Here is a 23,611-nt window from a genome sequence, read left to right as displayed (position 1 = left end):
TAGGGATTTCCCGACGCCGATTTGTCGTGTTTGCCAGCGCGTTGTATAGACAATGCAACCCGTGCGGGTCAAGTCTCCAGCGGCTTCAAGAACAATTCATGCTTCGGCGCGAAGTGTGCGTAAAGCGGCAGAATGGCGCCGCCCATCGCGCGTGCATCGGCGCCGATCTGTCCTTCCACCAGACGTGGACGCGTCATGCCTTGCCAGTCAAAATGGCCGAGCGCTTCATCCGTACGCCGGATGATCTCGCGCAACAAGCCGCGATCGATTTCGCCGTCGATCACGACCGCCTCGAGATCCAGCAAAGCCGCCGACGACGCGACGCTCAACGCGATCGCCGGGCACGCGTCGTCGAGCCACGCCTCGGACAGCGGCCGCAGCGAAGCCGACCATGCGCGTTCGTCGTGAGCGGCGGCGGCGGGCGCGCCGGCCGCCGCGAACGCCTTTTCGAGCACATAGACCGACGCGGTGTTGAGCAACTGCGCCGCACCGTCGCGCTTTTGCAGCGGCAGCGAGCCGATTGCGCCCGCGTTGCCGCCCGGCCCCGCGTGCAAGCGGCCGTCGATGACCAACCCGCCGCCGATGAACGTCCCGATGAACACGTACAGGAAGTTGCGCAACCCGCGCCCCTGCCCCATCACGAGTTCGGCGGCGCAGGCGGCCGTGGTGTCCTTTGCAAACTCGACGGGCAAGGCCGTGAGCGCCTGAATGCGCCCGCGGATATCGATCTCGTTCCATGCGGCGAGCACGTCGGGCGGCGTATCGAAGAAATCGCGCCAGCCGCCGAGCCACAACGGCGCCGCCACGCCGATGCCCGCGATCTTGCGCGCGTCGTCGCCGAGCGCGTCGATGGCGCGCGTGAGCCGTGCGGCAAGTTCCGTGAAAAGCGTGGCGGGATCGGGATAGGGATAGTCGAGCGTGTCGCGCGTGCGAATGGCGCCGGTGAAGTCCATCGACAGCACGTCGAGGCTGCGTCGCCCCACTTTCACGCCGATGGAAAACGCGCCGTCCGCTCGCAGCGCAATCGGCACCGATGGCTGCCCGAGGCGCCCCGGCACACGCGTTCGCGCTTCCTTCACGAGCAGACCGTCGTCGATAAGGTGATCGACGATCATCGACGCCGTTTGCATGGAAAGGCGCGTGAGGCGCGCGATGTCCGCCTTCGGCAGCGCGCCGTGCAGACGAATGGCCTGCAGCACGATGCGCTCGTTGAATTGGCGCATGCCGAGCTGATTCGAGCCGACTGAATGAATAGACGCTTGGCGCGAGGATCGATCAGGCATGCGCGCCCTCTTCGCAGCGCAAACACGCGCCAGGCGAAGCGCGCTCCAGGTCGTTCATAAGCGGCTCCCGCTTCAAGTCCGGCGCGTTGATCGATTTGAGACTTCGCGCCGATTCTAGCAAGCTCCTGTAAGGAAACGGCCGCGTGGAAAGTTTCGCGCTGCAATATGTTTCGCGATTTTTATCGGGTTATGGTGACGCCGACGTTCCCTATTCACCGGCCAGGCCACGCAACATGAGCACACTCGAAGCCCTTCACGCGATTGTCAACGACGACAACGCCCCGCAGATCATTCGCGATCACATCGTCGATTCCCTGCAGTTCGCGCTGCGCAATCATCCCGGCTATTTCACGCAAAAGGAGATTCAATGGCTCGCGCAATGGGACGACACGCGCATTCCCATCGCGGCGAACAAGATTTTGAGTGAATCGAAACCCGCCTGAAAACGGGTTCGAAAATAGAAGTTAATGGGTGCCCGCGGCGCGGGCGCGCCATTCATAGTCGAATGCGAGCGCCTGCGCCGGCGCGGACAGGCACTCGACAAAACTCACCACTTCCGGATCTTTTACGAAACTCGCAGCGGAAGTCGCCGAAAGAATGGCGACGCTGTCTTGCGGTTTCGCGACTAAAAAACCCTGCACATAATCGACGCCGATTTCCTGCAATGCGCGCAGAGTATCGATGTCTTCGACCCATTCCGCCACGCTGCGCATGCCGAGATTGCGCGCAAGCGCGACGATGGCTTCGACAATGGCAATATCCGCCGGATGCGCACACATGGAGCGCACGAATTCGCCGTCGATTTTCAGCGCATCAGCCGAAAGTGCCTTCAAATATTTGAACGAGGAATAACCCGCGCCAAAGTCGTCGAGCGCGATTTTGCCGCCCATGTCATGGACGCGCGCAATAAAGCGCTGCGTGTTCTCCAAATCGTGCAGCGCCACGCTTTCGGTGATTTCGAGGCAAAGGTAATGCACCACTGACTGATGCCGCGCGAACAACGCGAAAATGTCCTCCATGAATTGCTCGTCGTTGAGCGAACCGCCCGAAAGGTTCACGCAAATGAATTGCGTGTTCTTCAATTCATGGCGATGCGCCTCGATCCATTCGAGCAACGTGGTAATGACCCAGCGGTCGATTGCAGCGATATTGCCGGACTCTTCCGCCGCGACGATCACCTTGCCCGCAGGCAGCGTCGTGCCGTCCGGCGCGCGCATGCGCAGAAGTACTTCGAAATTAAGCGATTCCGTTGGCGCCGATAACGACATGATCGGCTGCATCACGAGAAAAAGGCCCGGCGGCAGACGATTGCGGCCGAGCGTCTCGACGAGTTTCAATTCTTCCGCGCGCTCCTCGAACGCCGCCGCGCCCTTGCGGTACGTGACGAGGTGAGTATGCGCGACCTTCTTCGCTTCGCGGCACGCGCGATCCGCATGCGACAGCGCGTCCTGCACGCGCACGCCCTGCGAGCATTCGACGAGACCGATCGAAGCCTTCACCTGAAACGCGCGATTTCCGACCTGATAGGGCGCGTCAGAAAGAATGGAAATGAGTTCGCGGCATTGCGCGATGGCGTCTTCAATCGACGTGTCGTGCATGACGCAGACGAACTCGTCGCCACCGATTCGCCCCACCGCGTAATTGCGCGCGAAATGCGCCCGCGTGCGTGCCGCGACCTGGCGCAAGACTTCGTCGCCACTGCGGTGCCCGAAGAGGTCGTTCACGAGCTTGAAGCGGTCGAGGTCGACATAGGCAAGCGCCCACGGCAACATTTCATCGCTTTGGGCGGAAATAGCTTTCTCGATACCGCGCCGGTTCAGCGAACCCGTCAACGGATCATGCTCCGCGAGAAAGCGCAGACGCTCGACGGCGCGCGAACGTTCGGTCGTGTCCTGCAGCGAGCCTTCGATCCAACCATTCGAGCGGATAGCCTTCAATAGATAGCGCCGCTCGCCCGTGCCGCGCGCGGCGGAACCGCCCATTTCGAGCTCACCGTCACTGCCTTTCGATGCCAGCGCCTGCAGCGCGCCCCACGCGCCGGGCTCGAAGTAATCGTTCCAGTGGCGGACTTTGTATTCCGCTTTCTGCAGGTCGAGCATCGAGCGCAGCGCCGGATTGGCGCGCACGAAGCGGCCGTCGGTATCGAGCGTGAAGAGACCGATTGGCGTGACTTCGTAAGTGTTGCGTAATTCCATCTGCGCCTGACGGCGGAAGTCGCGCTCGGCGCGCATCTGCTCGGCGATGGCAAACGCCGCCATCATGCTCGACGACAGCGCGGCCATTACCGTGTTCACGCCGCCGACCAGCACCTTGAGGCCGAACGCCGCGCCAAGTACTTCGGAGAACGTGGAAAACAGTACGATGGCGAGCGACGCCACGTACCACATGACCGTGCGCGAACGGGCCATCCACACGAGCCGCACGAGGAAGAACAGCAGCACGCAGATACCGAAGCCGGCAATGACCCACAGCGTCGGAATGAACAGCGAATACGGCAACGCCACGGCTGCCCCAAGGAGCACGATGCCGACGTACTGAATGACGCGCAAAAGCCACCGGTAACCGACCACGCGCAATTCACGGCGGAACAGCTGCTGGAATAGCGCGGCGGTCAGCAAGTAGTACGCGGCGAACGTGATTTGCCTGAGCGGCGTCATAAAGTCGGCTGGCAGTACGCGGCCGAGCCACTGCATGTCCCAGCCCATGGCGTTGGCGCACAAACGCAGATTGCCGACGAGCCACACCGCGAAAATCACGTACGTCCATTCGTGATTGATCAACGCGGTGACGAAAACGAATACCGCGAGCGTGAGCAAACCGCCCGCGATCAGCCCGGAGCTTTCCTGGAAGTCGAGCGCCGAGCTTCGGAGACCTTGCCATTCCCACGCAAACGCGTTGATCTGCGCCGGGCCCGAATAAACGCCGCGGCAAATGACGGACAACGGTGCCTTGATGCGCCCCACCTGCACGAAGAAACCGGCCTTGACCGGATGCATCTCGCCGCTCACGCTTTCGCGATCGGCGGTGCCGAGCGGCTGGAGGTTACTGGCGTTCCAGCATGAAAGCGACTGCGCGTGGCGCGAAGGCAGTTCGATTGCAGTCGACGACTCCGTGCTCATGACGGGCGCCGTGATGGAAAACCAGACGGGTTTTTCGGAGAGATGCGTGTTGTAGCGCGTGGTGGCCGGTGCGGCGCGCAGGGCTTCGCGCGCGGCTTCGGGACCGAGCGAGTCGCCATGATCGGCGAGAACGTGGAGTTCGAGCGGGACCGCGCCCCGCGTTTCGTACTGGCGGGGTAAAAAGAAGAGCGTCGCTAGCGTACCGAGTGCGATCAGAAACGGGACCGCGTAGACGGCGACCGCGTACAACGCGCCGTCGATCCACGAGCCCGAGCGTCTGAATCTCGATAAGGAAGCTGGAATAACCGACGCCATACCTGAATAAGCCCCCCGTTTGCGCCGATCTTGCCGGCGAGAGGCGCGGCGGAGCCGAGCTTGCCCCCGCCACCGCACTCTTTGGCCAACCGGACCACTTCGGGCCCGGCTTTTTTGCTCTTGCTTTCGTTACCGCAGCCCTTCTTCTACCGGCCGTAAGCCATCAGCGGAGCCTCAGGGCATCGTACCGGTTCCCAGTCAAAAGATAAATCTACAGATTGCAAATCGATGTCCGGATGATGCGTATTCACCATGTAGTTGAACAATGGGTGACGCGCCTCTTCCCAACGCTGCCGCGCGACAGCCACTTCCTTGGCCAGCACGCGATGCGGCATGCCGCCCACGTGCGCCATCGGCAGATACTCGTTTACGCCGAACACGTCCTTGAACAGCATGGCTTCGTATTCCCGGTCGAGCGGCGCACGCGCGGTAATCACCATCCAGTCGATCTCATGCAGTTCGCAGAACATCCACAACGCCTTGCACAACGCCACCTTCACGACTCTTCCCACCATGCCGCCCGCCACGCCGAGGCGCGTCGCTTCCGCGAGTCGGCTTTCGGCGAGATGACCCGGCAGCTTGATCGACTGCTCGACCGCGAGCGGCGCATACGCATTGGTCTGAATGCGCATGGTGCCCAACGGCGCGCCATCGAGTTTCGATTCCGCGAGCAAAACCGCGGTGCCGCTATCGCGATCGGAATGCTCGATCGTCATTTTCTCGGCGAATTCGGGCAAATGCCGACCATACGCAGAACGCCTGATGCTTACGGCTTTCTGTAGCCCGTCGTCGTCCTGGACGATACGGATAGTAAACGGCATGCGTTCCGTTTTCTGAAGTGCGGGCACTACCGTGAGTGTCGGACGAAGCGCCGTTTCAGATTGGTTAGCGGCGGCATTCGTGGCAAGGTTCAGACGTTCCATTTTGTAAACCCCATTTTTCTTGGCGATTAGGAAATTGCCGCGTGATATGGGCGTTTTAAGGTTGTGCCCTCACACGGCGAATCGAGCCTCTCACGAAGTCAAATAACGGGGTGCGCGCTTGCCACTGTTTCTCAGCAAAATTCAGGCTAAACAATTAGAACTTTTATTCTAATTGCCGAACTAATCGCCGGGCAACTGCTGCAAAAATAAATATGCATAGCCGGTATTCGAATATGCATGCACAAGAAGAGTGAAAAGAAACGAGGGCCAACAGCCACCAAATGCCGTGAGAGGTATTCAGGAGAATAGCCGTCTGTCAAGCAATACGAAATATCGCGTAATCACGTCAAAAGACTAAAAAAAGGGGACACGGTAACGTTTGCGCTTCACGCAACACTCGAAAACAGAAAACGGCAACAAATGGGATCGTTGGGAAATGAGCGGACACAAAAACGCGGATGCCAGGACTTTTGGCATCCGCGAATCTCACAACATGTTGACCAAATCAAAGACGGGGTAATCAGTCTTCTTCGTCGAGCCAGGGAATGTCGACGTCGGTAATGAAAGCAACCATGGCAAGCGGGCGTCCCTCCTGACGGCCGAGATTGCCGTCGGCACGCTGCCATTCGCAGCGGAAGATGGTGGCCGGCGTGTCGGCGAGCAAGGTGATCGTGCGAATTTCGTCCGGATCGTTCTCCTCGACAGGGCCATCGAGCGAAACGAGCAACTGCTGCGGCCACGCGCCGTCGGCGGGATCGTAGATCTTGTCGCCGTCGTGAACGACCACGTGCGCTTCGACGCCGATGGTCGCCGACGCCTCCGCGATCATCTTGCCGAGTGCGCGCAACACCGCCGTGGCGCGAGCCGAATTGGCCTGACGGATGGCGAGATCGCCGCGCGTGAGCGCCTGCTCGAGTTTTGGATTGGTTTTCTGTTGCGCCATCGATGTCTCTCAAAGGTTTTGGTGCAAGCTTCGACGAGCCTTGCGCCGCTTAAGTTGCAGCGGGATCGTATCACCGCCTCTTCAAAGATAGGTCGCGGCGCGGGCGCGGGCAAACACGACGCCGCCACTCAAGTTTTCGCACGCTCGGCCGATACTGCCTTGTATCCCCATCTTGCCGCGTGCCATTGCCGTGCCGTTCATCGACTCGTATGTGCATTCTCCCCGACGCTGTGTCCGCATGCAGCCGTCAGGCCTCGGCCGGCGTGGTCCGACGTGTTGACGGCGCACACCGGAGTCGTCGACGGCATCACGCTTCGCACGCATCTGCAGCCGATCTACAGCCTCCCGCATCAGCGCGAAGTCGGTTACGAGGCGCTGTTGCGCGGCGATGCGGGCGATGGCGCGCTGATCGGCCCGTTCGATCTGTTTGGCCGCGCGATCGTCTCGGGCGAGCTCACCGCGCTCGACCGCATGAGTCATCTGGCGCACCTCCGTCATGCCGCGCCGGTGCTGCCGAGCGCGCACTGGCTGTTCGTCAACATGAACCCTGCGACTTTCACGGACCCTGGCTATGCGAAACAGTTCGCCGCGCTCACGCACGCGGCCGGGCTCGCGCCGGAGCGGATCGTGATCGAAGTGCTCGAATCGGGTGGTTCGGATGTCGCGGAAATCGCGCGCGCGACGCGCTCGTTTCGCGCGCAGGGCTTTCTCGTCGCCGTCGACGACTTCGGCGCCGGGCATTCCAATATCGATCGTCTGCTCACGATGCGGCCGGATATCGTCAAGCTCGACCGCAGCCTGGTGCGCGCGCAGAGCGGCAAGCGACGCACGCCGATGCGCGATGCGCTGATGCCGAAGCTCGTCGATCTGCTGCATGAATCCGGTATGTTCGTGGTGGCCGAGGGAATCGAAACCAGCGACGACCTGATGCTCGCGGCGCGCTCCAACGTGGACTTCGTGCAGGGTTATCTGTTCGGTCAACCGGCCGCGCAACTCGCCGAACGCGGCGCGGCCACGCCGCTCTTCGAAAACGTATTCGATTCGCTCGCGCAGACGCGCCGCACCGAGCGCCTCGCGAGCGACTTGCTGCTGATGCCGTATCGCTCGAATCTGGCGCAGGCCGCGACGCGCCTCGCGGGCGGCGCATCCGCCGAGCATGCTTGCGCCGCGTTGCTCGCGCTGCCTTGTACGATCAGTTGCTTCTTTCTCGACCACGCGGGTCGCGAATGCCTGCCGACGCTCGCCGGCGCGTGTGAGCGGCGCTCAGCCGACCGCTTCGCGCCCATTGCGGACGCCTCGACAGGCCGCTGGGACACGCGCCCCTACTTCGTCGATGCCCACACGCGGCCGCAGCAGGTCATCACGAGCGCGCCGTATCTGTCGGTAACGGGGACGTCGCTGTGCGTCACGCTCACCATTGCGACGCAGCGCAACGGACGGCTGATCGTCGCGGGCGCGGATCTCGACTGGCGACGCCTGACCGAAGCGGCGCCGTCGATCCTGTAAGCGTCAGCTTGCCGCGATGGCTTGAGCCAGGGCCATCGCGCCTTTGCGCAATGCCGTCACGTTGTTGGGCTCGAAGGTCCAGTGCCCGGCGACATCCACGATGGCGAGTTGCGCGCCCGGCCAAAGCGCGGCAAGGTCGAACGCCTGATCCGCGGGACACACCATGTCGAAACGTCCGTGGACGATACTGCACGGCAGATGCGAAATGCGCGCGACGCGCGGCAGCAGCGGTTCGGGCGGCAGTTCGTGCGCCATGTAGTGACGTTCGAGCAGCGCCATGGAAACGGCGGCGGAGTTGGCCTCGGCGCTCGGGCGCTTGTCGTCCTGCTTCGGGTCGCTCGAGTCCTTCGCTTCGCTCGATGCTTGCGCTTCACCCGATACTTTCGCCTCGTCCGCTTCCTTCGCTTCCTTCGGCGGCTTGTTAACCACCGACAAGGTGGTCTCATACAGCGTCCACGCGCGCGCGAGCCGCGTGCCGGCTTCATCGAAACGCGCGAGCGGCGCTTCCGTCAGTTGCAGGATCTCCTCGCCGCTCGTCGGACGCTTCCCGCTCGCGGCTTCGATGGCATCCAGAAACGCGCGATGCGCCTCCGGAAACACGCGCCGCACGTCCCACAGAAACCAGTCGATGTCCGCGCGCCGCGCGAGAAACACGCCGCGCAGCAAGAAGCCCGTGCAGCGTTCGGGATGCGTGACGCCGTAAGCAAGCCCGAGCGTCGTGCCCCACGAACCGCCGAACAGCGCCCAGCGCTCGATGTTCAACGCGACTCGCAGTTTCTCCATGTCGCCGACGAGCGCATCGATGCCGTTCGCCTCCAGCTTGCCGAAAGGCTTCGACTTGCCGCAGCCACGCTGGTCGAAGAACACGACGCGCCACTTGTCCGCTTCCAGCACCTCGGCCCATTTGAGATTCATGGCGCCGCCGGGGCCGCCGTGCACGACGAGCATGACGGGCGCCTCGCGCGGACCTTGCGCGCGCCAGTAGATGGAATGGCCGTCGCCCACGTCGAGCATGCCTTCGTCGAAACTCACCGGCTCCTGATCCATGTGTTCCCTTGCGATGTTGATATAAGCGGTCGATGACCTGCACGCGCCATTGTTGCATCGCGCGCCCGAAGACGCATGAGCGAAGCGGCGGTTTTTGCCCTCGTGCGTTCACGGCTCGATACCGTTATGCTTCTGGGCTTTCCTCCGTCGATCGCACGATTTCAATGCGCAGCACCCTCGTCAAATGGCTCTTCGCCACCTATCTGCTCGGCAGCGGCACGATCTGGTCGATCCTGATCCTGCCGCTTTTCCCGTTCGTCGGCAGAAACGGACGCTATTGGTTAGCCAGGCAATGGTGCCGCGCGATGGTCACGATGATGCGCGTCATCACCGGTGTGGGCGTCTCGGTCGAAGGACTCGAACACTTGCCGCACGGGCCATGCATCGTGTTGAGCCGCCATGAATCGACCTGGGAGACGCTCGCGTTCATGGCGCTCTTTCCGCGCCGCATCAGCTTCGTGTTCAAGCACGAACTCATGCAGATTCCTTTTTTCGGCTGGGTGTTGCGCGGTCTGGACATGGTGAGCCTCGACCGCGGCTCGATCCGTCAGGCGCACCAGGCTGTCACGCGTGAATGCGCCGCGCGGCTGAAGAAAGGCGACGTCGTGGTGATCTTTCCGGAAGGCACGCGCGTGGCGCACGATGCGCCGCTAAAGCTCGCTTCGGGTGGCGTGCGGCTCGCGTGCGCGACCAAGGTTCCGGTCGTGCCTGTTGTCCACGACGCGGGCAAGGTCTGGCCGGCGAAGGGTTGGCCGGATCATGGCGGACATATCCGCGTGATCGTCACGCCCGCCTTGCCGCTCGAATGCGAAATCCCGCAGGAGTTGAACCGGCTCGCTCAAGCGCAGATGGATGCGGCGCTGGCGGAGTTGCGCTGATTGGTTAAGCCGCAAGCCTTTGCCTCGTGGATGCCGACTTGAGGCCTTGGTCGTCGCGTTCCGAGCTTCTCGTCGAAGCGCAAGCAGCAGCCGTTCAATAAAGCGGCCGCTTCTTCGCGGCACACAGACGGTTCACGGCCGCAACCAGCGTCTCCATCTCGACCGGCTTGCGCAGATACCCGTCGTAGCTCACGAAAGCCGGCGGATTCGGATGCCCTGAAATCATCAGGAAAGGGATGTGCGCGAGCGCGGCGTCGTTCTTCATCGTTTGACAGAGAAGTGCGCCGCCGAGTCCCGGCATCATCCAGTCGGACACGACGATGTCGACCGTCTGCGCGCCGAGTATCGACAGAGCGCCGTTGCCGTCGACGGCGTAGAGCACGCGGCAATCCTCCCCTTGCATGCAGAGGGTCCAGGCTTCGATGGTGGCGGGGTCGTCATCGACGAGCAGAACGGTCTTCATGGAGCGAACGAGTTGACAGCAATGCGGCACCAAGTGCGGGAAATGACGTCGATGCGCCGAAGCGGCACGCGTCGATAAGACCGGCGCCACGAGCGTTCGTTGCAATCGATTCGCTGTCCCGGCGGGCTTACGTCATAGTATTTGTTTCGCGCGAAATCTGCGCGGTAAATGCTGCTCTAGCAAGGTGCGCGCCGCGGCGCACGACCGGTCACTTGTTCCCGGCGCGCGCACGGCCCGCTTCGCGCAAGGCATCGACCAGACTTTCTTCCACGGGCGTGCGCGCGGAGTCGTTGCGACGTATCAAGCCGATGGGCTCATCGGTGCCGGCGAAGGGCATGGGCAAGGCAACGAGCAAGCCGAGCGCGATGTCCTGCGCGACCGCGCCCGCTGGAACGAACCAGACGGCGTCATTGTGCAACGCGAGCGCGCGGCCAAGCGAAACCGACAGCGTTTCGATCAACGCGGTCAGCGCATGCGCGCCGAACGCTGTCAGAACGCTTTCAGCCGACTGACGAATCAACGTGCCGAATGGCGGCACGACGATCGCGAAACGCGCAAGCAACGCGGGCGTGAGCGGCGCCTCGAACGTCAGCGGATGCTCGCGCCGGACAATCACCGCTAGCAGTTCACGATAGATCTGCTCGAAGGAAAGCTCGTGCATGGCTTCTGGCTCAGAGAGCCGGCCGACGACCAGATCGACGTCGCCCGCCTTCAGCCGTTCGAGCAGTTGCGCGTTCGAATCCGTGCGAACGGCAAGTGAAATGGCCGGCCATTGCTGCCGGAAAGCAGCGAGCGCGGGCGGCAGCAAGGCCGTGGCGACAGTCGGCAATACGCCGATGGAAATGGTCCCCGGCACATCGCCACGTTCGCGCAACAGCATGTCCACGCCTTCGCGCAGCGACGCCACGCACGCGCTCGCATGCGGCGCGAAGAGCCGGCCCTCGCGCGTGGGAACCGCGCCGCGCCTGCCACGCTCGAACAAGCGCACGCCTAGAATGGATTCGAGTTCCCCTATGGTCTTCGACACGGCCGGCTGCGTAATCGACAGGCTGTCGGCCGCACGCTGCACGCTGCCGAGCTGCGTGACGGCAAGGAAACACTGAAGGTGGCGGAACTTGACGCGAGTGTTGGTGAAGTCGGTATCCATGACGAGTCGTTATGCAAGCAGGCACGAAACATCATTTTCCATAACTCACTGCATTCGATAAAGTAGTTGCCAGAAATATCCGATTGAAAAACCCGGACACCCTACAAAACAGGAGACACGTCGTCATGACTTCGCCTATTCTCACGCCTCGCGACTGGGATTCCCACCCGCCGTATCTGTCGCCGGGCTACCGGTCATCCGTGCTGCGCAGCCCTTCGCTGCCGCTCATCCCGCTGAAGGAAAATCTGCGCAACCGCCGCGTTCCCGTCTATGGCGCGGACGACCTGGGCACGCTCGATAACGACCTCACGCGCAATGCCGCCAAGAACGGCGAGCCGCTCGGCGAGCGCATCATCGTGACGGGCCGCGTGCTGGACGACAACGGCCGCCCGGTGCGCAACACGCTCGTGGAAGTGTGGCAGGCCAATGCCGCCGGACGCTATGTCCACAAGGCCGATCAGCACGACGCGCCGCTCGACCCGAACTTCCTCGGCGCGGGCCGCTGCCTGACCGACGACGAAGGCCGCTACCGCTTCATGACGATCAAGCCGGGCGCGTATCCGTGGGGCAATCACACCAACGCGTGGCGCCCGAATCACATTCACTTCTCGCTCTTCGGCGACTACTTCGGCTCGCGTCTCGTCACGCAGATGTATTTCCCGGGCGACCCGCTGCTCGACCTCGATCCGATTTATCAAGGCATTCCCGAGCAGGCGAGAAAGCGCCTCGTGTCGCGCTTCTCGATCGACACGACTCAGGAAAACTACGCGCTCGGCTACGAATTCGATATCGTGCTGCGCGGCCCGGACCAGACGCCGACGGAGTGAACGACATGACCACGCTCAAACAAACCCCATCGCAGACCGTCGGACCGTACTTCGCCTACGGCCTCGTTCCCGAGCAATACAACTTCGATCTGAAGAGCCTGTTCACGGCATCGGCCGCGGATCGTGAAGTGCCGGGCGAGCATATCGCCGTGGTCGGCAACGTGTACGACGCGGAAGGCAAGCCCATTGGCGACGCGCTCATCGAAATCGCGCAGGCTGACGCGAACGGCCGTTACGTGGAAAGCGCCGAAGCCGCGCGCGAGTCGGGCTTTCGCGGATTCGCGCGCGTCGGCACGGGCACGGACCCGAAGCTGCGTTTTATCGTCGATACGGTGAAGCCCGGCAAGACCGCCGACGATGCCGCGCCGCATCTCGATGTCATCGTGCTGATGCGCGGCATGCTGCTGCACAGCTACACGCGCATCTATTTCAACGATGAAACCGAAGCCAACGCGAACGACGCCGTGCTCGCCGCCGTGCCGGCCGAGCGCCGCCATACGCTGATCGCCAAGCGCGAAGCGGGACCGACGGGCAAGCCGGGTGTGTCGGGCACGATCTATCGCTTCGACATTCATCTTCGCGGCCCGAACGAGACCGTGTTCTTCGACCTCTGAACGTCCGCTTCAAGGCGAAACGAAGGCGTCCGGCACTGCGCTATAGTGTCGGACGCCTTTTCGTTTCCATTGCTTCCGTTATGACCGACGCTTCCAACCAAAGCCCCAGCCCGCTCTACACCAAGCTGCTTGCAGAAACCGCGCAGATCGGCTGGTCCGAACTCGAACGCTTCTTCGCAAAGGGCGCGCTGATCTGGGTGAAGGGCGACCTGGATCTCGTGAGCGTGGCCGAGGCGGTCGCCAACGACGACACGCAGCAGGTTACGCAATGGCTCTCGGCCGGACTCATTGAGCGCTTGCAGGCGCAGACCGCCGTCGATATCGCCGCGCGCGATCCCGAGTTGTGGGCCGTGGTGGTATCGCCCTGGGTCTGCGTGCAGGAACGCGGCGCGGGCATCTGAATTACGTCACGCGCGGCGCTTCATCGACTTCGTCTTCAATCGCGCACCCAGTCCGTCCATAGCACGACGAGAATCGTCATCAATGCCGGGCCGATGAAAAGCCCGATCAGCCCGAACGTTTCCGCGCCGCCCAGGATGCCGAACAAGACGAGCAGAAACGGCAGGCGCGTGGAGCCGCCGATCAGCACTGGTCGCACGAAATGCTCGGAGATGAAGACCACGATCAGCCCGAAGATCGCCACGCTGGCAGCCGAAATCACGGAGCCTTGCGCGAGCAGCCATAGCGCCGAGCCGAGGAAGACGATCGGCGCGCAGAACGGCAGCATAGCGGCGACCGCGGTCAGCATGCCGAGCAAGGTGGCGTGCGGCACGCCCGTGATGCCATAGGCGATACCGAGCAAAGCGCCCTCGCCCAGGCCAACCACCACGAGACCGATCACCGTGCTGCGCACGGAGTCCGCCATGCGCCGGATGAGCGCCGCACCGTCCGCGCCAAACGCGCGCCGCGATCCCGCGATCAGTTGCTCGCCAAGCCGCGCGCCCGCCTGGAACATGAAGAACAGCGTCATCAGCATGAAGCCGAAAATGACGAGCCCATGCACCACGCGTCCGCCGAAATGGCGCGTCATCGCGACGACCGTCGCGCTATGCAGACGCTTCACGGCAGGCGACGATTCGAGCGGTGTCGCCAGATTCTCCTGCCACCAGTGCGAGACCTGTTGCGAACCCATCGGCAGATGCTCGACGAAAGCGGGCATCGGAATACCGGTGCGCAAGACGTCGTGGAACCAGCGGAGCATGTCGCTCGCTTCGTTGGCGGTCTGCGCGGCGACGATGGCGAACGGCACCACGAAGAGCAGCCCGACCGCCGTGGCAAGAAACGCCGCGAGCAAGATATTGTGCCGCCTGAACAGCGGACGCTGTTCCAGCCAGTGCAGCGCCGGCCACAATGAAATGGCGATCACGATAGCCCACACCACCGCCGGAATGAACGTGCGCGCCGTGTAGAGCGCAATCAGCACGAGCACCGTGTAAAGCGCCGCCGACGCCGCCCGCTGTACCTTGTTGATGCGTGCGCCCGGGTCCGTATCATGCTCGTTGCTGCGCTCTGGATTACGCGGATATCGCGGTGTAGACATGACGGTGAAAGCTCGCAGGAAGAAAGACGGAATTCGAATCGATAACCTGAATGGTCGCACGCATTGTAAGCGCGTCGAACGTTCGGACGAAGTTGGCGCCCGGTTGACGCCCAGTTGGCACTAGGTTGGCGCTCGATCCGCACAAAGCGTTCCGCATCGTTGCGGGCAAGCAGCAAATGTTATTTACAACGGTAAGATTCGGGCTCCGTATAATCAAAGCCTCTCTTAAGAGAAGGGAAAGCACGGGATGGCAGGTAGAGCATTACAGTCGGCCGTTGGAACATGCGCGTCGCTTGCGATGCTGGCGAGTTTATTCTCAGGCTGTTCGAGCGGCCTCAGCCGCACGAAAGAAGACAAGCTGAACGCGCAGTACGGCATCACCATGCTGCAGGTCAAAGGCGGCGTGGAGATGCGCCTGCCCGACGCGCCGCTCTTCGATAGGGACGAAGCGCGCATCCGCGTGCAGAACATCGCCGTGCTGGACCGCGTCGCGGATGTGCTCAAACGCAGCATGCGGCCTGTTCTGATCGAAGGCCACACCGACGACGAAGGCTCGCTCGCCTACAACCGCGAACTGTCGCTGGCGCGCGCGAATGCCGTTGCGAATGCGTTGATCGCGCGCGGCGTGCCGGCCGAGCGCATTACGACCAAGGGCATGGCTTACCTGCGGCCCATCGCTAATAACGACACGCCGCAGGGCCGCGCGCTAAACCGGCGCGTCGAGATTCTCGTGCGCACCGAGAGCCAGGACACGTTGCTCGGCAGGCCCAGGAAGTAACGCGCTTCTGGCTTCCTTCAACTCGCTTCGAGCACCAGCAACTGCGAACCGTCGGCAACCTGATCGCCGACATCGAAGAGAATCTCGCCGATTTTTCCCGCCGTGGGCGCAACGATCGTATGCTCCATCTTCATGGCTTCCATGACGATGAGCGGCGCGCCCTTCGCCACCATCGCGCCTGCCTCCACCAATACCGCGATGACCTTGCCGGGCATCGGCGCGGTGAGACGGCCTTCGTGTTCGGCGTCGCCCGCATGAGCCATCAGGTTTTGCCATTCGAACTGGAATTCCGCGCCTTCGAGAAAGACGTGGAAGATGTCGCCTTCGGTGAAGACGGTGCCTTTTAGCAGGTTGTCGTCCAATTGCACGGTGTAATCGGTCGCGCCGCCATGCGTCCAGTCGAAGCGCGCGCTCTTGCCATCGAGCGCGAGCCGCTTCCCGTCGTCTTTCGTGAAGACGACCTTGAACATGTCGTCGTGATCGACCTCGCGCCAGTTCAGGTCCTGGCTATAACCGCCCGCCATGCGCCAGTGCGAGAGCGCGTCCCACGGCGAGTGACCGTGCGCCTCGCCGCCTTCGCGCGTAAGCAGCGCGGCGCAGGCAAGCGCGAGCGCCTTGTTGCGCGGTACGGTTGGCGGCGCGAACAAGGTGTCGCGATGACGCTCGATCAAACCGGTATCGAGCTCGCCTTGCGAAAACGGCTCGCTTTTCACGATACGTTGCAGGAATTCGACGTTCGTATGCAACCCGACGATCTCGCAGTCGGCCAGCGCCCGTGCCATGCGGGCGAGCGCATCGCGACGGTCGCGGCCATGCACGATCAGCTTCGCGATCATCGGGTCGTAGAACGGCGTGATGGCGTCGCCTTCGCGCACGCCGCTGTCGATACGCACGTCGCCATCGATCGAAAAACTCACCGCCTGCGGCAATGCGAGATGCTTGAGCGTGCCCGTCGATGGCAAAAAGCCGCGCGCCGGGTTCTCCGCATAGATGCGCGCTTCGATGGCATGACCGTGCACCTTCAGCGCGTCTTGCAACAGGGGCAAAGGCTCGCCCGCCGCCACGCGCAGTTGCCATTCGACCAGATCGAGCCCGGTCACCATCTCGGTCACCGGATGCTCGACCTGCAGGCGCGTATTCATCTCCATGAAGTAGAACTGGCCGTCCTGCGTCATGATGAACTCGACCGTGCCCGCGCCGACGTAGTTCACCGCGCGTGCCGCCGCCACGGCGGCTTCGCCCATGGCGCGTCGGGTGGCATCGGAGAGACCGGGCGCGGGCGCTTCTTCGAGCACCTTCTGATGCCGACGCTGCACCGAGCAATCGCGATCGAACAGATAGACCGCGTTGCCGTGCGTATCGGCGAATACTTGCACTTCGACATGACGCGGGCGCAGCAAGTATTTTTCGATCAGCACGCGATCGTTGCCGAAGCTCGACGCCGCTTCGCGCTTGCATGAGGCGAGCGCCGCCGCGAAGTCCTCGCTCTTTTCGACGACTCGCATGCCCTTGCCGCCGCCGCCCGCGCTTGCCTTCAGCAGCACCGGATAGCCGATGCGATCCGCCTCGCGTTGCAGGAGCGCGGCGTCCTGATCGTCGCCGTGATAGCCGGGCACGAGCGGCACCGACGCGGATTGCATGAGCGCCTTGGCCGCGGCCTTGGAACCCATCGCGCGAATGGCTTCGACCGGCGGCCCGATGAAGACGATGCCCGCTTTCTCGCATGCATTGGCGAAGTCTTCGTTCTCGGAAAGAAAGCCGTAGCCCGGATGCACGGCTTGCGCGCCGCTCGAAAGCGCTGCCTCGACAATTCGCTCCATGCGCAGATAGCTTTCGGATGCCGCCGCGCCGCCCACGTGCACGGCTTGATCGCAGACATCGACGTGTTTCGCTTGGGCATCCGCGTCCGAATAAACGGCGACGCTGCCGATATTCATGCGCTTCGCCGTCGCCGCGACACGGCAGGCGATCTCGCCGCGATTTGCAATCAGAATCTTGTTGAACATGGCTTCACATCCGTGGATCAGCTTGAGGTGCGAGACGCGAGTCGGGCGCCTGGGTCCCGACGTCTGGCGTCACATGCGGAATACGCCGAAGCGCGTGTCTTCGATCGGCGCGTTCATCGCCGCGGCAAGGCCCAGGCCCAGCACGTCGCGCGTTTGCGCCGGATCGATCACGCCGTCATCCCAAAGACGCGCGCTTGCATAGTACGGATGACCCTGCGCCTCGTATTGATCGCGAATCGGCGCCTTGAACGCTTCCTCTTCGTCCTTCGACCACGCGCCGCCCTTCTTCTCGATGCCGTCGCGCTTGACGGTTGCGAGCACGGACGCGGCCTGTTCGCCGCCCATGACCGAGATGCGCGCGTTCGGCCACATCCACAGAAAACGCGGCGAGTAGGCGCGGCCGCACATGCCGTAATTGCCCGCACCGAACGAACCGCCGATGATCACCGTGAACTTCGGCACCTTTGCCGTGGCCACGGCCGTCACCATCTTCGCGCCGTTACGCGCGATGCCTTCGTTTTCGTACTTGCGCCCGACCATGAAGCCCATGATGTTCTGCAGGAACAAGAGTGGAATCTTGCGCTGGCAGCATAGTTCGATGAAGTGGGCGCCCTTCAACGCCGACTCGGAAAACAGAATGCCGTTGTTCGCGACGATGCCGACCGGATGCCCCCAGATATGCGCGAAGCCAGTGACGAGCGTCGTGCCGTAGCGCGCCTTGAATTCGTCGAAAGCGGAATCGTCGACGATGCGCGCGATCACTTCGCGCACGTCGAAAGGCTTGCGGGTATCGACGGGAATCACGCCGTAAAGGCTCTGCGCTTCATGGCGCGGCGGCAGCGGTTCCTTGAGCGCGAGCGGCGGCGTCTTCACGCGATTGAGATTGCCGACGATACTGCGCGCGATGCCGAGCGCATGCGCGTCGTTCTGCGCGAGATGGTCGACGACGCCGGAAAGACGCGTGTGCACGTCGCCGCCGCCGAGATCCTCGGCGCTGACTTCCTCGCCGGTCGCGGCCTTGACGAGCGGCGGGCCACCCAGAAAAATCGTGCCCTGATCCTTCACGATGATCGACTCGTCGCTCATCGCCGGAACATAAGCGCCGCCCGCCGTGCACGAGCCCATGACCACCGCGATTTGCGCGATGCCCGCCGCCGACATGTTCGCCTGGTTGTAGAAGATGCGGCCGAAGTGATCGCGGTCGGGGAACACGTCGTCCTGATTCGGCAGGTTCGCGCCGCCCGAATCGACGAGATAGACGCACGGCAGGCGGTTCTGCTCGGCAATTTCCTGCGCGCGCAGATGCTTCTTCACCGTCACTGGATAGTACGTGCCGCCTTTCACGGTCGCGTCGTTGCAGACGATCACGCACTCCTGTCCCGCAATGCGCCCGATGCCCGTGATGATGCCCGCGCCCGGCGCGTCGTCGTTGTACATGCCGTAGGCCGCGAGCTGCGAGAGTTCGAGAAACGGCGTGCCCGGATCGAGCAGTTGCGCAATGCGGTCGCGCGGCAAGAGCTTGTTGCGCGACACGTGCCGGTCACGCGCGGCTTGACCGCCGCCTTCCGCGAGCTTCGCGACTTTTGCCTTGAGATCCGCGACGAGCGCTTCGAGCGCGGCGGCGTTGCTCCGAAAATCTTCGCTGCGCGGGTTCAGTTTCGATTCGATGATCGCCATGACGCGCCTCAAGCCGTCTCGGCGAACAGTTCGCGACCGATCAGCATGCGGCGAATCTCGCTCGTGCCCGCACCGATTTCATAGAGCTTGGCATCGCGCCACAGGCGTCCCACCGGATACTCGTTGATGTAGCCGTTGCCGCCAAGAATCTGGATGGCTTCGCCGGCCATCCACGTGGCTTTTTCGGCCGTGTAGAGAATCACGCCCGCGCAGTCCTTGCGCACCTGGCGCACGTGGCCCGAGCCGAGCGTATCGAGCTGGCGGCCCACCGCGAAGAGATATGCGCGGCACGCTTGCAGCGTCGTATAGAGATCCGCGACCTTGCCTTGAATCAGTTGGAATTCGCCGATGGCTTGCCCGAACTGCTTGCGGTCATGGATATACGGCACGACCGCATCCATGCAGGCGAGCATGATGCCGGTCGGCCCGCCCGCGAGCACGGCGCGCTCGTAGTCGAGACCGCTCATCAGCACCTTCGTGCCGCCGTTCAATGCGCCGAGAATGTTTTCCTTCGGCACTTCCACGTTCTCGAACACGAGTTCGCCGGTATGCGAGCCGCGCATGCCGAGCTTGTCCAGTTTCTGAGCGACCGAGAAGCCCTTCATGCCCTTCTCGACGATGAAAGCCGTGATGCCCCGCGCGCCCGCTTCGATATCCGTCTTCGCGTAGACGACGAGCGTGTCGCAATCCGGGCCGTTGGTGATCCACATCTTGGTGCCGTTGAGCACGTAATGGTCGCCCTTCTCGTCCGCGCGCAGCTTCATGCTGACGACATCCGATCCGGCGTTCGGCTCGCTCATGGCAAGCGCGCCGACGTGTTCGCCGGAAACGAGCTTCGGCAGATACTTGCGCTTCTGTTCTTCCGTGCCGTTGCGATGAATCTGGTTCACGCACAGGTTCGAATGCGCGCCGTACGACAGCCCGACCGATGCCGACGCCCGCGAGATTTCTTCCATCGCGACCATGTGCGCGGTGTAGCCGAGATTCGCGCCGCCGTATTCCTCGGATACCGTCATGCCGAGCACGCCCATGTCGCCGAATTTCTTCCAGAGGTCCATTGGGAACTGGTCGGTGCGGTCGATTTCGGCGGCGCGCGGCGCGATTTCCTTCGACGCGAAATGCTGAAGCGTGTCGCGCAACATATCGATGTCTTCGCCTAGCGCGAAGTTCAGGCCCGGCACGGTGCTCATGGGGTGTCTCCTCCAGATGCAATGTTTCGGCGCGTCGCGTTTGAGTTTCACTCACAGCAGATGGAGCGCCGCAGAATGGGCCAATTTCATCCTCTATTCGTCTTTCCGTCAATAGGTTTTTGAGCTACGCTCACATTTCTTGCGCACGCTCTTCCGCTACCGCCATGTCCACGCAAAGCACCGCTTCCAACCGCCGCACGCCATCGGGCGTCAAATCGCAACAACGCGTGCGCGAGATCCTCCAGGCCGGCCGCGAGGTCTTCGCCGAGAAAGGCTACGACGGCGCCACCAGCGCGGAAATCGCGCAGCGCGCCGGCATTTCGGAAGCCACGGTGTTCAGCTATTTCAGCGGCAAGCGGGAATTGTGCGCCCGCGTGATCGCGGACTGGTACGACGAAATCATCGATGCCTTCGAGACCGGCATGCCGCGCGACGCCTCGGTGCGCCAGCAGTTTGCGTTCATCGTGAGAACGCATTTGCGGTTGATGCTGATGAACGGCACCGGTCTGTGCGCGCTCGTGCTCTCGGAAGGCCGCACGCGCCAGCACGATCTGTCGGACACGCTCACCGAATTGCAGCGCCGCTACACCGCGCCGCTCATGGACGTGCTCGCGCGCGGACAGACGCTCGGCCACGTCCGCGGCGACGTTCCGCTGCGTCTTTTGCGCTCGCTCGTTTTCGGGCCGATGGAACACGTGCTGTGGGACGCCACGCTTGCAAAACGCCGCCTGAGTCAGACTCAGATCGAGACGACGGCGAATGAACTGGTGGAAGTGCTGTGGGCCGCGCTGCAACCCGCCGATGCGAAAACGGCGGCGCTAGCGCAGTTTCGACAGGATGTCGAAGACGCATCGCGCCGCTACGAAGCGGCATCGAGCGAAGAGAAGCCGCTTACTTGACGAAGCGGCGCGCGAGACGCGCGAGCATCGGCACGGTGGTCGGGCGCAAGAGCCGCGCGTCGTAACCGCTCATGCGACGCGCGTTTTCCGCGAGACACAGGTCGATCAAGGAAGCGACGGAAACATTGCCCGCCACGGAATCGCCGACGTTGGCCGGGAAGTTGGCATCTTGTGCCGCGCCGCTCGTGTCGAAACCGCGCGCGAGCGAAATGCGGTCGCGAATCAGCGAAATCCAGACGCTCGCGGTTTTGAGCAGGAAACCAGGCTTCCGATACCACGGCAGACTGCGCCGATACCACGCCACCCAGTTGGCAAAAAACAGAATGTGACGCGCTTCTTCCTGAATCACCGGCTCGAAGGTTTCGACGAGCGCTTCGGGAAAATAGCCTGACTGGCGCGCCGCCTCGAACAAGCCGAACGCAAAGAAACTGTCGATGCACTCGCTGTAGCCCGTGAGCATCCACGCGCGCAATGCGTCGTCCGGTGCGGGATACGGCGGCTCGGGCGCGAGCTCGATGCCATAGGCTTCGACGAGTTTCGAGAGTACGAGCTTGTGGCGCGCTTCTTCCCCGCCGTTCATGCGCAACGCTTCGCGCAAATGCGGGTCGTGAACCGCCGCCGCGTAAGTCGCCACGCGAATGGAGGCGCGCCCTTCCGTCTGCACCGCGATGTCCCAGATGGGCAGCGACGTCACGCGCTTGAGCGCCGCCGGGTCCAGCTTCGGCCATTCGATCACGGCCGGTTTGTACGGATTGTGCGTCGTCAGCAACATCTCGCAGAACATCCGCAGATGCTGATCCGAGCCAATCCGAATCTTTCCTGACGATCGATACGTCCAATTACGCATCGCATGATCTGCTTCTACCGGAGTGAGCGTGTCGGACATATTCGAAAATTGAGCGACGATCGGGTACGTTCTGCGGATTTTGGCATACCGGCCGACAATCCGCAGCAATCGCTGCTCAATTCACGTCAATGCGAGATTTTTTCGAGCGCCATGTCGCGCGTACGCGGTCCCATCAGGCCGATCGCCGCCATCACGACGAGCATGGCGCCCGCGATGAACACGAACACGCCGGTCGTCCCGAAACCCTTGAGCACGGCCGCGATGATGAATGACGTGAAAATCGCCGAAAACCGGCTCCACGAATAGACGAAGCCGACGGCGCGCGCGCGGATGCTGGTCGGGAACAACTCGGTCTGATACGCGTGGAAGCTGTACGACATGATGTTCGACGACAGCGTGAGCCCGACGCCCATCGCGATCAGGAACATGGCGTTCGACGACTGGCTGAACAGCAGCCCGCAGACGATATTCGCGCCCGCCATGGCGACGATGGCCGTCTTGCGCTCGATGCGGTCGGCAATCAAGAGCCCGATGATCGGCCCGATGGGCGCCGCGATCGCGATGATGCTCGAATACATCAGGCTCGACGTGACCGTGACGCCCTGCTTCACGAGCAAGGCCGGCACCCAGTTGGCGAAGCCGTAGAAACCGACCGTCTGGAACACGTTGAAGATGATCATCATCGTGGCGCGGCGGCCGTAGGGCGGCTTCCACATATCGGCGAACGAGCCTGCGCCCTGCGCGGCGTCGAGCACCGGCTCGGGCGCGGCGGGCGGCGGCAACGGCCGGCCGTATTCGCGTTCCACCTTGGCTTCGAGCGCCGACATTACGCGATCCGCTTCGGCGAGGCGTCCCTTTTGCGCGAGCCAGCGCGGACTTTCGGGCAGCGTGCGGCGAATCCACCAGACGAAGAGCGCGCCATGCGCACCTATCACGACGACCCAGCGCCATCCGTCGAAGCCGAACGGCGCGCGCGGCACCAGCAGATAAGCGAGGAACGCGACCACCGGCACCGCCATGAAACCGACTGCCTGCTCGCAGGCGAAAGCGCGTCCACGGATGTGCTTCGGCGCGAGTTCGGAAATATACGTGCCGATCGTCACCAGTTCCACGCCAATCCCCACGCCGGCGATGAAGCGCCAGAAGTTGAGGCCGGTCGCGGTGTCCTGAAACGCCATGATGAGATTCGCGACGGTGTACCAGAGCAGCGAATACGTGAAGATCGCGCGGCGGCCGAAACGGTCGGCGAGAAAACCGCACGCCACCGTGCCGATGAACAGCCCCGCGAACAGCGACGCAATAAAGCTCGCCACGCCCGTGAAACCGAAGAAACTCGCTGTTGTTGGCGTGAGGATGCCGCTCTTTACCAGCCCTGGCGCGACGTAACCGGAGTACAGCAAGTCGTAGAGCTCGAAGAAGAAGCCGAGACTCAGGAGCGCGATGAAAGTCCAGATGGTGCGCGTTGCCGGCAGCCGGTCGAGACGCGCGGAAATGAGGCCGGCGGTGATTTCGGGTGGCGCGGACGCGGACGCAGCGGCCGATGCGCGCTGTGCGCCCGCCGCGGGGGAAGTTGCCATTGATATGTCTCCTGTCGACCGGACGGTTCTTT

The 23,611-nt window shown here is 62.7% G+C and carries 21 protein-coding genes; 8 read left to right on the top strand and 13 right to left on the bottom strand.

The genetic code is table 11. The annotated features are described in order from the left end of the window. Positions 1-68 precede the first annotated feature (68 nt). Positions 69-1,283 carry an ROK family transcriptional regulator gene (locus LDZ28_RS15875; RefSeq protein ID WP_244829351.1) on the bottom strand — a complete coding sequence of 405 codons (1,215 nt, stop codon included), beginning with the start codon at positions 1,281-1,283 and terminating at the stop codon, positions 69-71. Positions 1,284-1,516: 233 nt separating this feature from the next. Here LDZ28_RS15875 and LDZ28_RS15870 point away from each other — a divergent pair, with 233 nt between their 5' ends. After that, positions 1,517-1,726: a hypothetical protein gene (locus LDZ28_RS15870; RefSeq protein WP_244829350.1), complete on the top strand. Its 210-nt coding sequence runs from the start codon at positions 1,517-1,519 to the stop codon at positions 1,724-1,726. 21 nt (positions 1,727-1,747) lie between these two features. Here LDZ28_RS15870 and LDZ28_RS15865 read toward each other — a convergent pair whose 3' ends face one another. From LDZ28_RS15865 to LDZ28_RS15855, 3 genes are all read right to left on the bottom strand, one after another. Then, a complete protein-coding gene (locus LDZ28_RS15865; RefSeq protein ID WP_370652191.1) occupies positions 1,748-4,717 on the bottom strand; it encodes an EAL domain-containing protein in 2,970 nt (989 codons plus the stop codon). Between the two features lie 146 nt (positions 4,718-4,863). Further along, positions 4,864-5,538 (bottom strand): hypothetical protein, encoded by a 675-nt coding sequence (locus LDZ28_RS15860; RefSeq protein ID WP_244829348.1) that lies wholly within the window; start codon positions 5,536-5,538, stop codon positions 4,864-4,866. Positions 5,539-6,160: 622 nt separating this feature from the next. Then, positions 6,161-6,583 (bottom strand): hypothetical protein, encoded by a 423-nt coding sequence (locus tag LDZ28_RS15855; RefSeq protein WP_244829347.1) that lies wholly within the window; start codon positions 6,581-6,583, stop codon positions 6,161-6,163. A gap of 273 nt (positions 6,584-6,856) precedes the next feature. On the opposite strand from LDZ28_RS15855, the gene LDZ28_RS15850 reads away from it, so the two are divergent. Next, on the top strand, positions 6,857-8,089 hold the full coding sequence (locus tag LDZ28_RS15850; RefSeq protein WP_244829346.1) for an EAL domain-containing protein: 1,233 nt from the start codon (positions 6,857-6,859) through the stop codon (positions 8,087-8,089). A gap of 3 nt (positions 8,090-8,092) precedes the next feature. Here LDZ28_RS15850 and LDZ28_RS15845 read toward each other — a convergent pair whose 3' ends face one another. Beyond that, positions 8,093-9,136 (bottom strand): alpha/beta fold hydrolase, encoded by a 1,044-nt coding sequence (locus LDZ28_RS15845; protein WP_244829345.1) that lies wholly within the window; start codon positions 9,134-9,136, stop codon positions 8,093-8,095. A gap of 164 nt (positions 9,137-9,300) precedes the next feature. On the opposite strand from LDZ28_RS15845, the gene LDZ28_RS15840 reads away from it, so the two are divergent. Next, entirely contained in the window at positions 9,301-10,014 is a 714-nt protein-coding gene (locus LDZ28_RS15840) for a 1-acyl-sn-glycerol-3-phosphate acyltransferase (RefSeq protein ID WP_244829344.1), read from the top strand. 94 nt (positions 10,015-10,108) lie between these two features. Here the strand turns inward: LDZ28_RS15840 and LDZ28_RS15835 are convergent, their stop codons facing one another. Together LDZ28_RS15835 and pcaQ are read right to left on the bottom strand one after the other, a co-directional pair. Further along, a complete protein-coding gene (locus tag LDZ28_RS15835) occupies positions 10,109-10,477 on the bottom strand; it encodes a response regulator (RefSeq protein ID WP_244829343.1) in 369 nt (122 codons plus the stop codon). Between the two features lie 208 nt (positions 10,478-10,685). Beyond that, a complete protein-coding gene (gene pcaQ / locus LDZ28_RS15830) occupies positions 10,686-11,624 on the bottom strand; it encodes a pca operon transcription factor PcaQ (RefSeq protein ID WP_244829342.1) in 939 nt (312 codons plus the stop codon). A 125-nt stretch (positions 11,625-11,749) separates the two neighbouring features. Between pcaQ and pcaH the strand changes: the two genes are divergently transcribed. The 3 genes from pcaH (at position 11,750) to LDZ28_RS15815 (ending at position 13,466) form a co-directional block, all read left to right on the top strand. Then, entirely contained in the window at positions 11,750-12,451 is a 702-nt protein-coding gene (gene pcaH / locus LDZ28_RS15825) for a protocatechuate 3,4-dioxygenase subunit beta (RefSeq protein WP_244829341.1), read from the top strand. Positions 12,452-12,456: 5 nt separating this feature from the next. Beyond that, the gene (gene pcaG, locus LDZ28_RS15820) at positions 12,457-13,065 is read left to right on the top strand and encodes a protocatechuate 3,4-dioxygenase subunit alpha (protein ID WP_244829340.1); all 609 of its coding nucleotides are present in this window, start codon (positions 12,457-12,459) and stop codon (positions 13,063-13,065) included. A gap of 80 nt (positions 13,066-13,145) precedes the next feature. Beyond that, complete coding sequence (locus LDZ28_RS15815; RefSeq protein WP_244829339.1) at positions 13,146-13,466, top strand: DUF2288 domain-containing protein; 321 nt, start codon at positions 13,146-13,148, stop codon at positions 13,464-13,466. A gap of 35 nt (positions 13,467-13,501) precedes the next feature. Here LDZ28_RS15815 and LDZ28_RS15810 read toward each other — a convergent pair whose 3' ends face one another. Beyond that, complete coding sequence (locus LDZ28_RS15810; RefSeq protein WP_244829338.1) at positions 13,502-14,605, bottom strand: AI-2E family transporter; 1,104 nt, start codon at positions 14,603-14,605, stop codon at positions 13,502-13,504. Between the two features lie 247 nt (positions 14,606-14,852). Between LDZ28_RS15810 and LDZ28_RS15805 the strand changes: the two genes are divergently transcribed. Then, on the top strand, positions 14,853-15,383 hold the full coding sequence (locus LDZ28_RS15805) for an OmpA family protein (RefSeq protein ID WP_244829337.1): 531 nt from the start codon (positions 14,853-14,855) through the stop codon (positions 15,381-15,383). 17 nt (positions 15,384-15,400) lie between these two features. Here the strand turns inward: LDZ28_RS15805 and LDZ28_RS15800 are convergent, their stop codons facing one another. The 3 genes from LDZ28_RS15800 to LDZ28_RS15790 all read right to left on the bottom strand — a co-directional run bounded on the left by LDZ28_RS15800 (position 15,401) and on the right by LDZ28_RS15790 (position 20,256). Next, positions 15,401-17,389: an acetyl/propionyl/methylcrotonyl-CoA carboxylase subunit alpha gene (locus LDZ28_RS15800; RefSeq protein WP_244829336.1), complete on the bottom strand. Its 1,989-nt coding sequence runs from the start codon at positions 17,387-17,389 to the stop codon at positions 15,401-15,403. Between the two features lie 69 nt (positions 17,390-17,458). After that, entirely contained in the window at positions 17,459-19,066 is a 1,608-nt protein-coding gene (locus LDZ28_RS15795) for a carboxyl transferase domain-containing protein (protein WP_244829335.1), read from the bottom strand. A gap of 8 nt (positions 19,067-19,074) precedes the next feature. Next, positions 19,075-20,256: an isovaleryl-CoA dehydrogenase gene (locus LDZ28_RS15790; RefSeq protein ID WP_244829334.1), complete on the bottom strand. Its 1,182-nt coding sequence runs from the start codon at positions 20,254-20,256 to the stop codon at positions 19,075-19,077. A 164-nt stretch (positions 20,257-20,420) separates the two neighbouring features. On the opposite strand from LDZ28_RS15790, the gene LDZ28_RS15785 reads away from it, so the two are divergent. Then, complete coding sequence (locus LDZ28_RS15785) at positions 20,421-21,155, top strand: TetR/AcrR family transcriptional regulator (protein ID WP_244829333.1); 735 nt, start codon at positions 20,421-20,423, stop codon at positions 21,153-21,155. Here the strand turns inward: LDZ28_RS15785 and LDZ28_RS15780 are convergent. Both LDZ28_RS15780 and LDZ28_RS15775 read right to left on the bottom strand, forming a co-directional pair. Then, positions 21,148-22,041, bottom strand: a complete 894-nt coding sequence (locus LDZ28_RS15780; protein WP_244829332.1) for a ferritin-like domain-containing protein — start codon at positions 22,039-22,041, stop codon at positions 21,148-21,150. The two genes, LDZ28_RS15785 and LDZ28_RS15780, sit on opposite strands and share 8 nt — an antisense overlap. Before the next feature lie 86 nt (positions 22,042-22,127). Continuing rightward, the gene (locus LDZ28_RS15775) at positions 22,128-23,579 is read right to left on the bottom strand and encodes an MFS transporter (protein ID WP_244829331.1); all 1,452 of its coding nucleotides are present in this window, start codon (positions 23,577-23,579) and stop codon (positions 22,128-22,130) included. Between the last annotated feature and the right edge of the window lie 32 nt (positions 23,580-23,611).

It is taken from the genome of Caballeronia sp. TF1N1 (assembly GCF_022878925.1).
Classification (GTDB): domain Bacteria; phylum Pseudomonadota; class Gammaproteobacteria; order Burkholderiales; family Burkholderiaceae; genus Caballeronia.
This window is presented reverse-complemented; position numbering and strand designations above follow the sequence as displayed.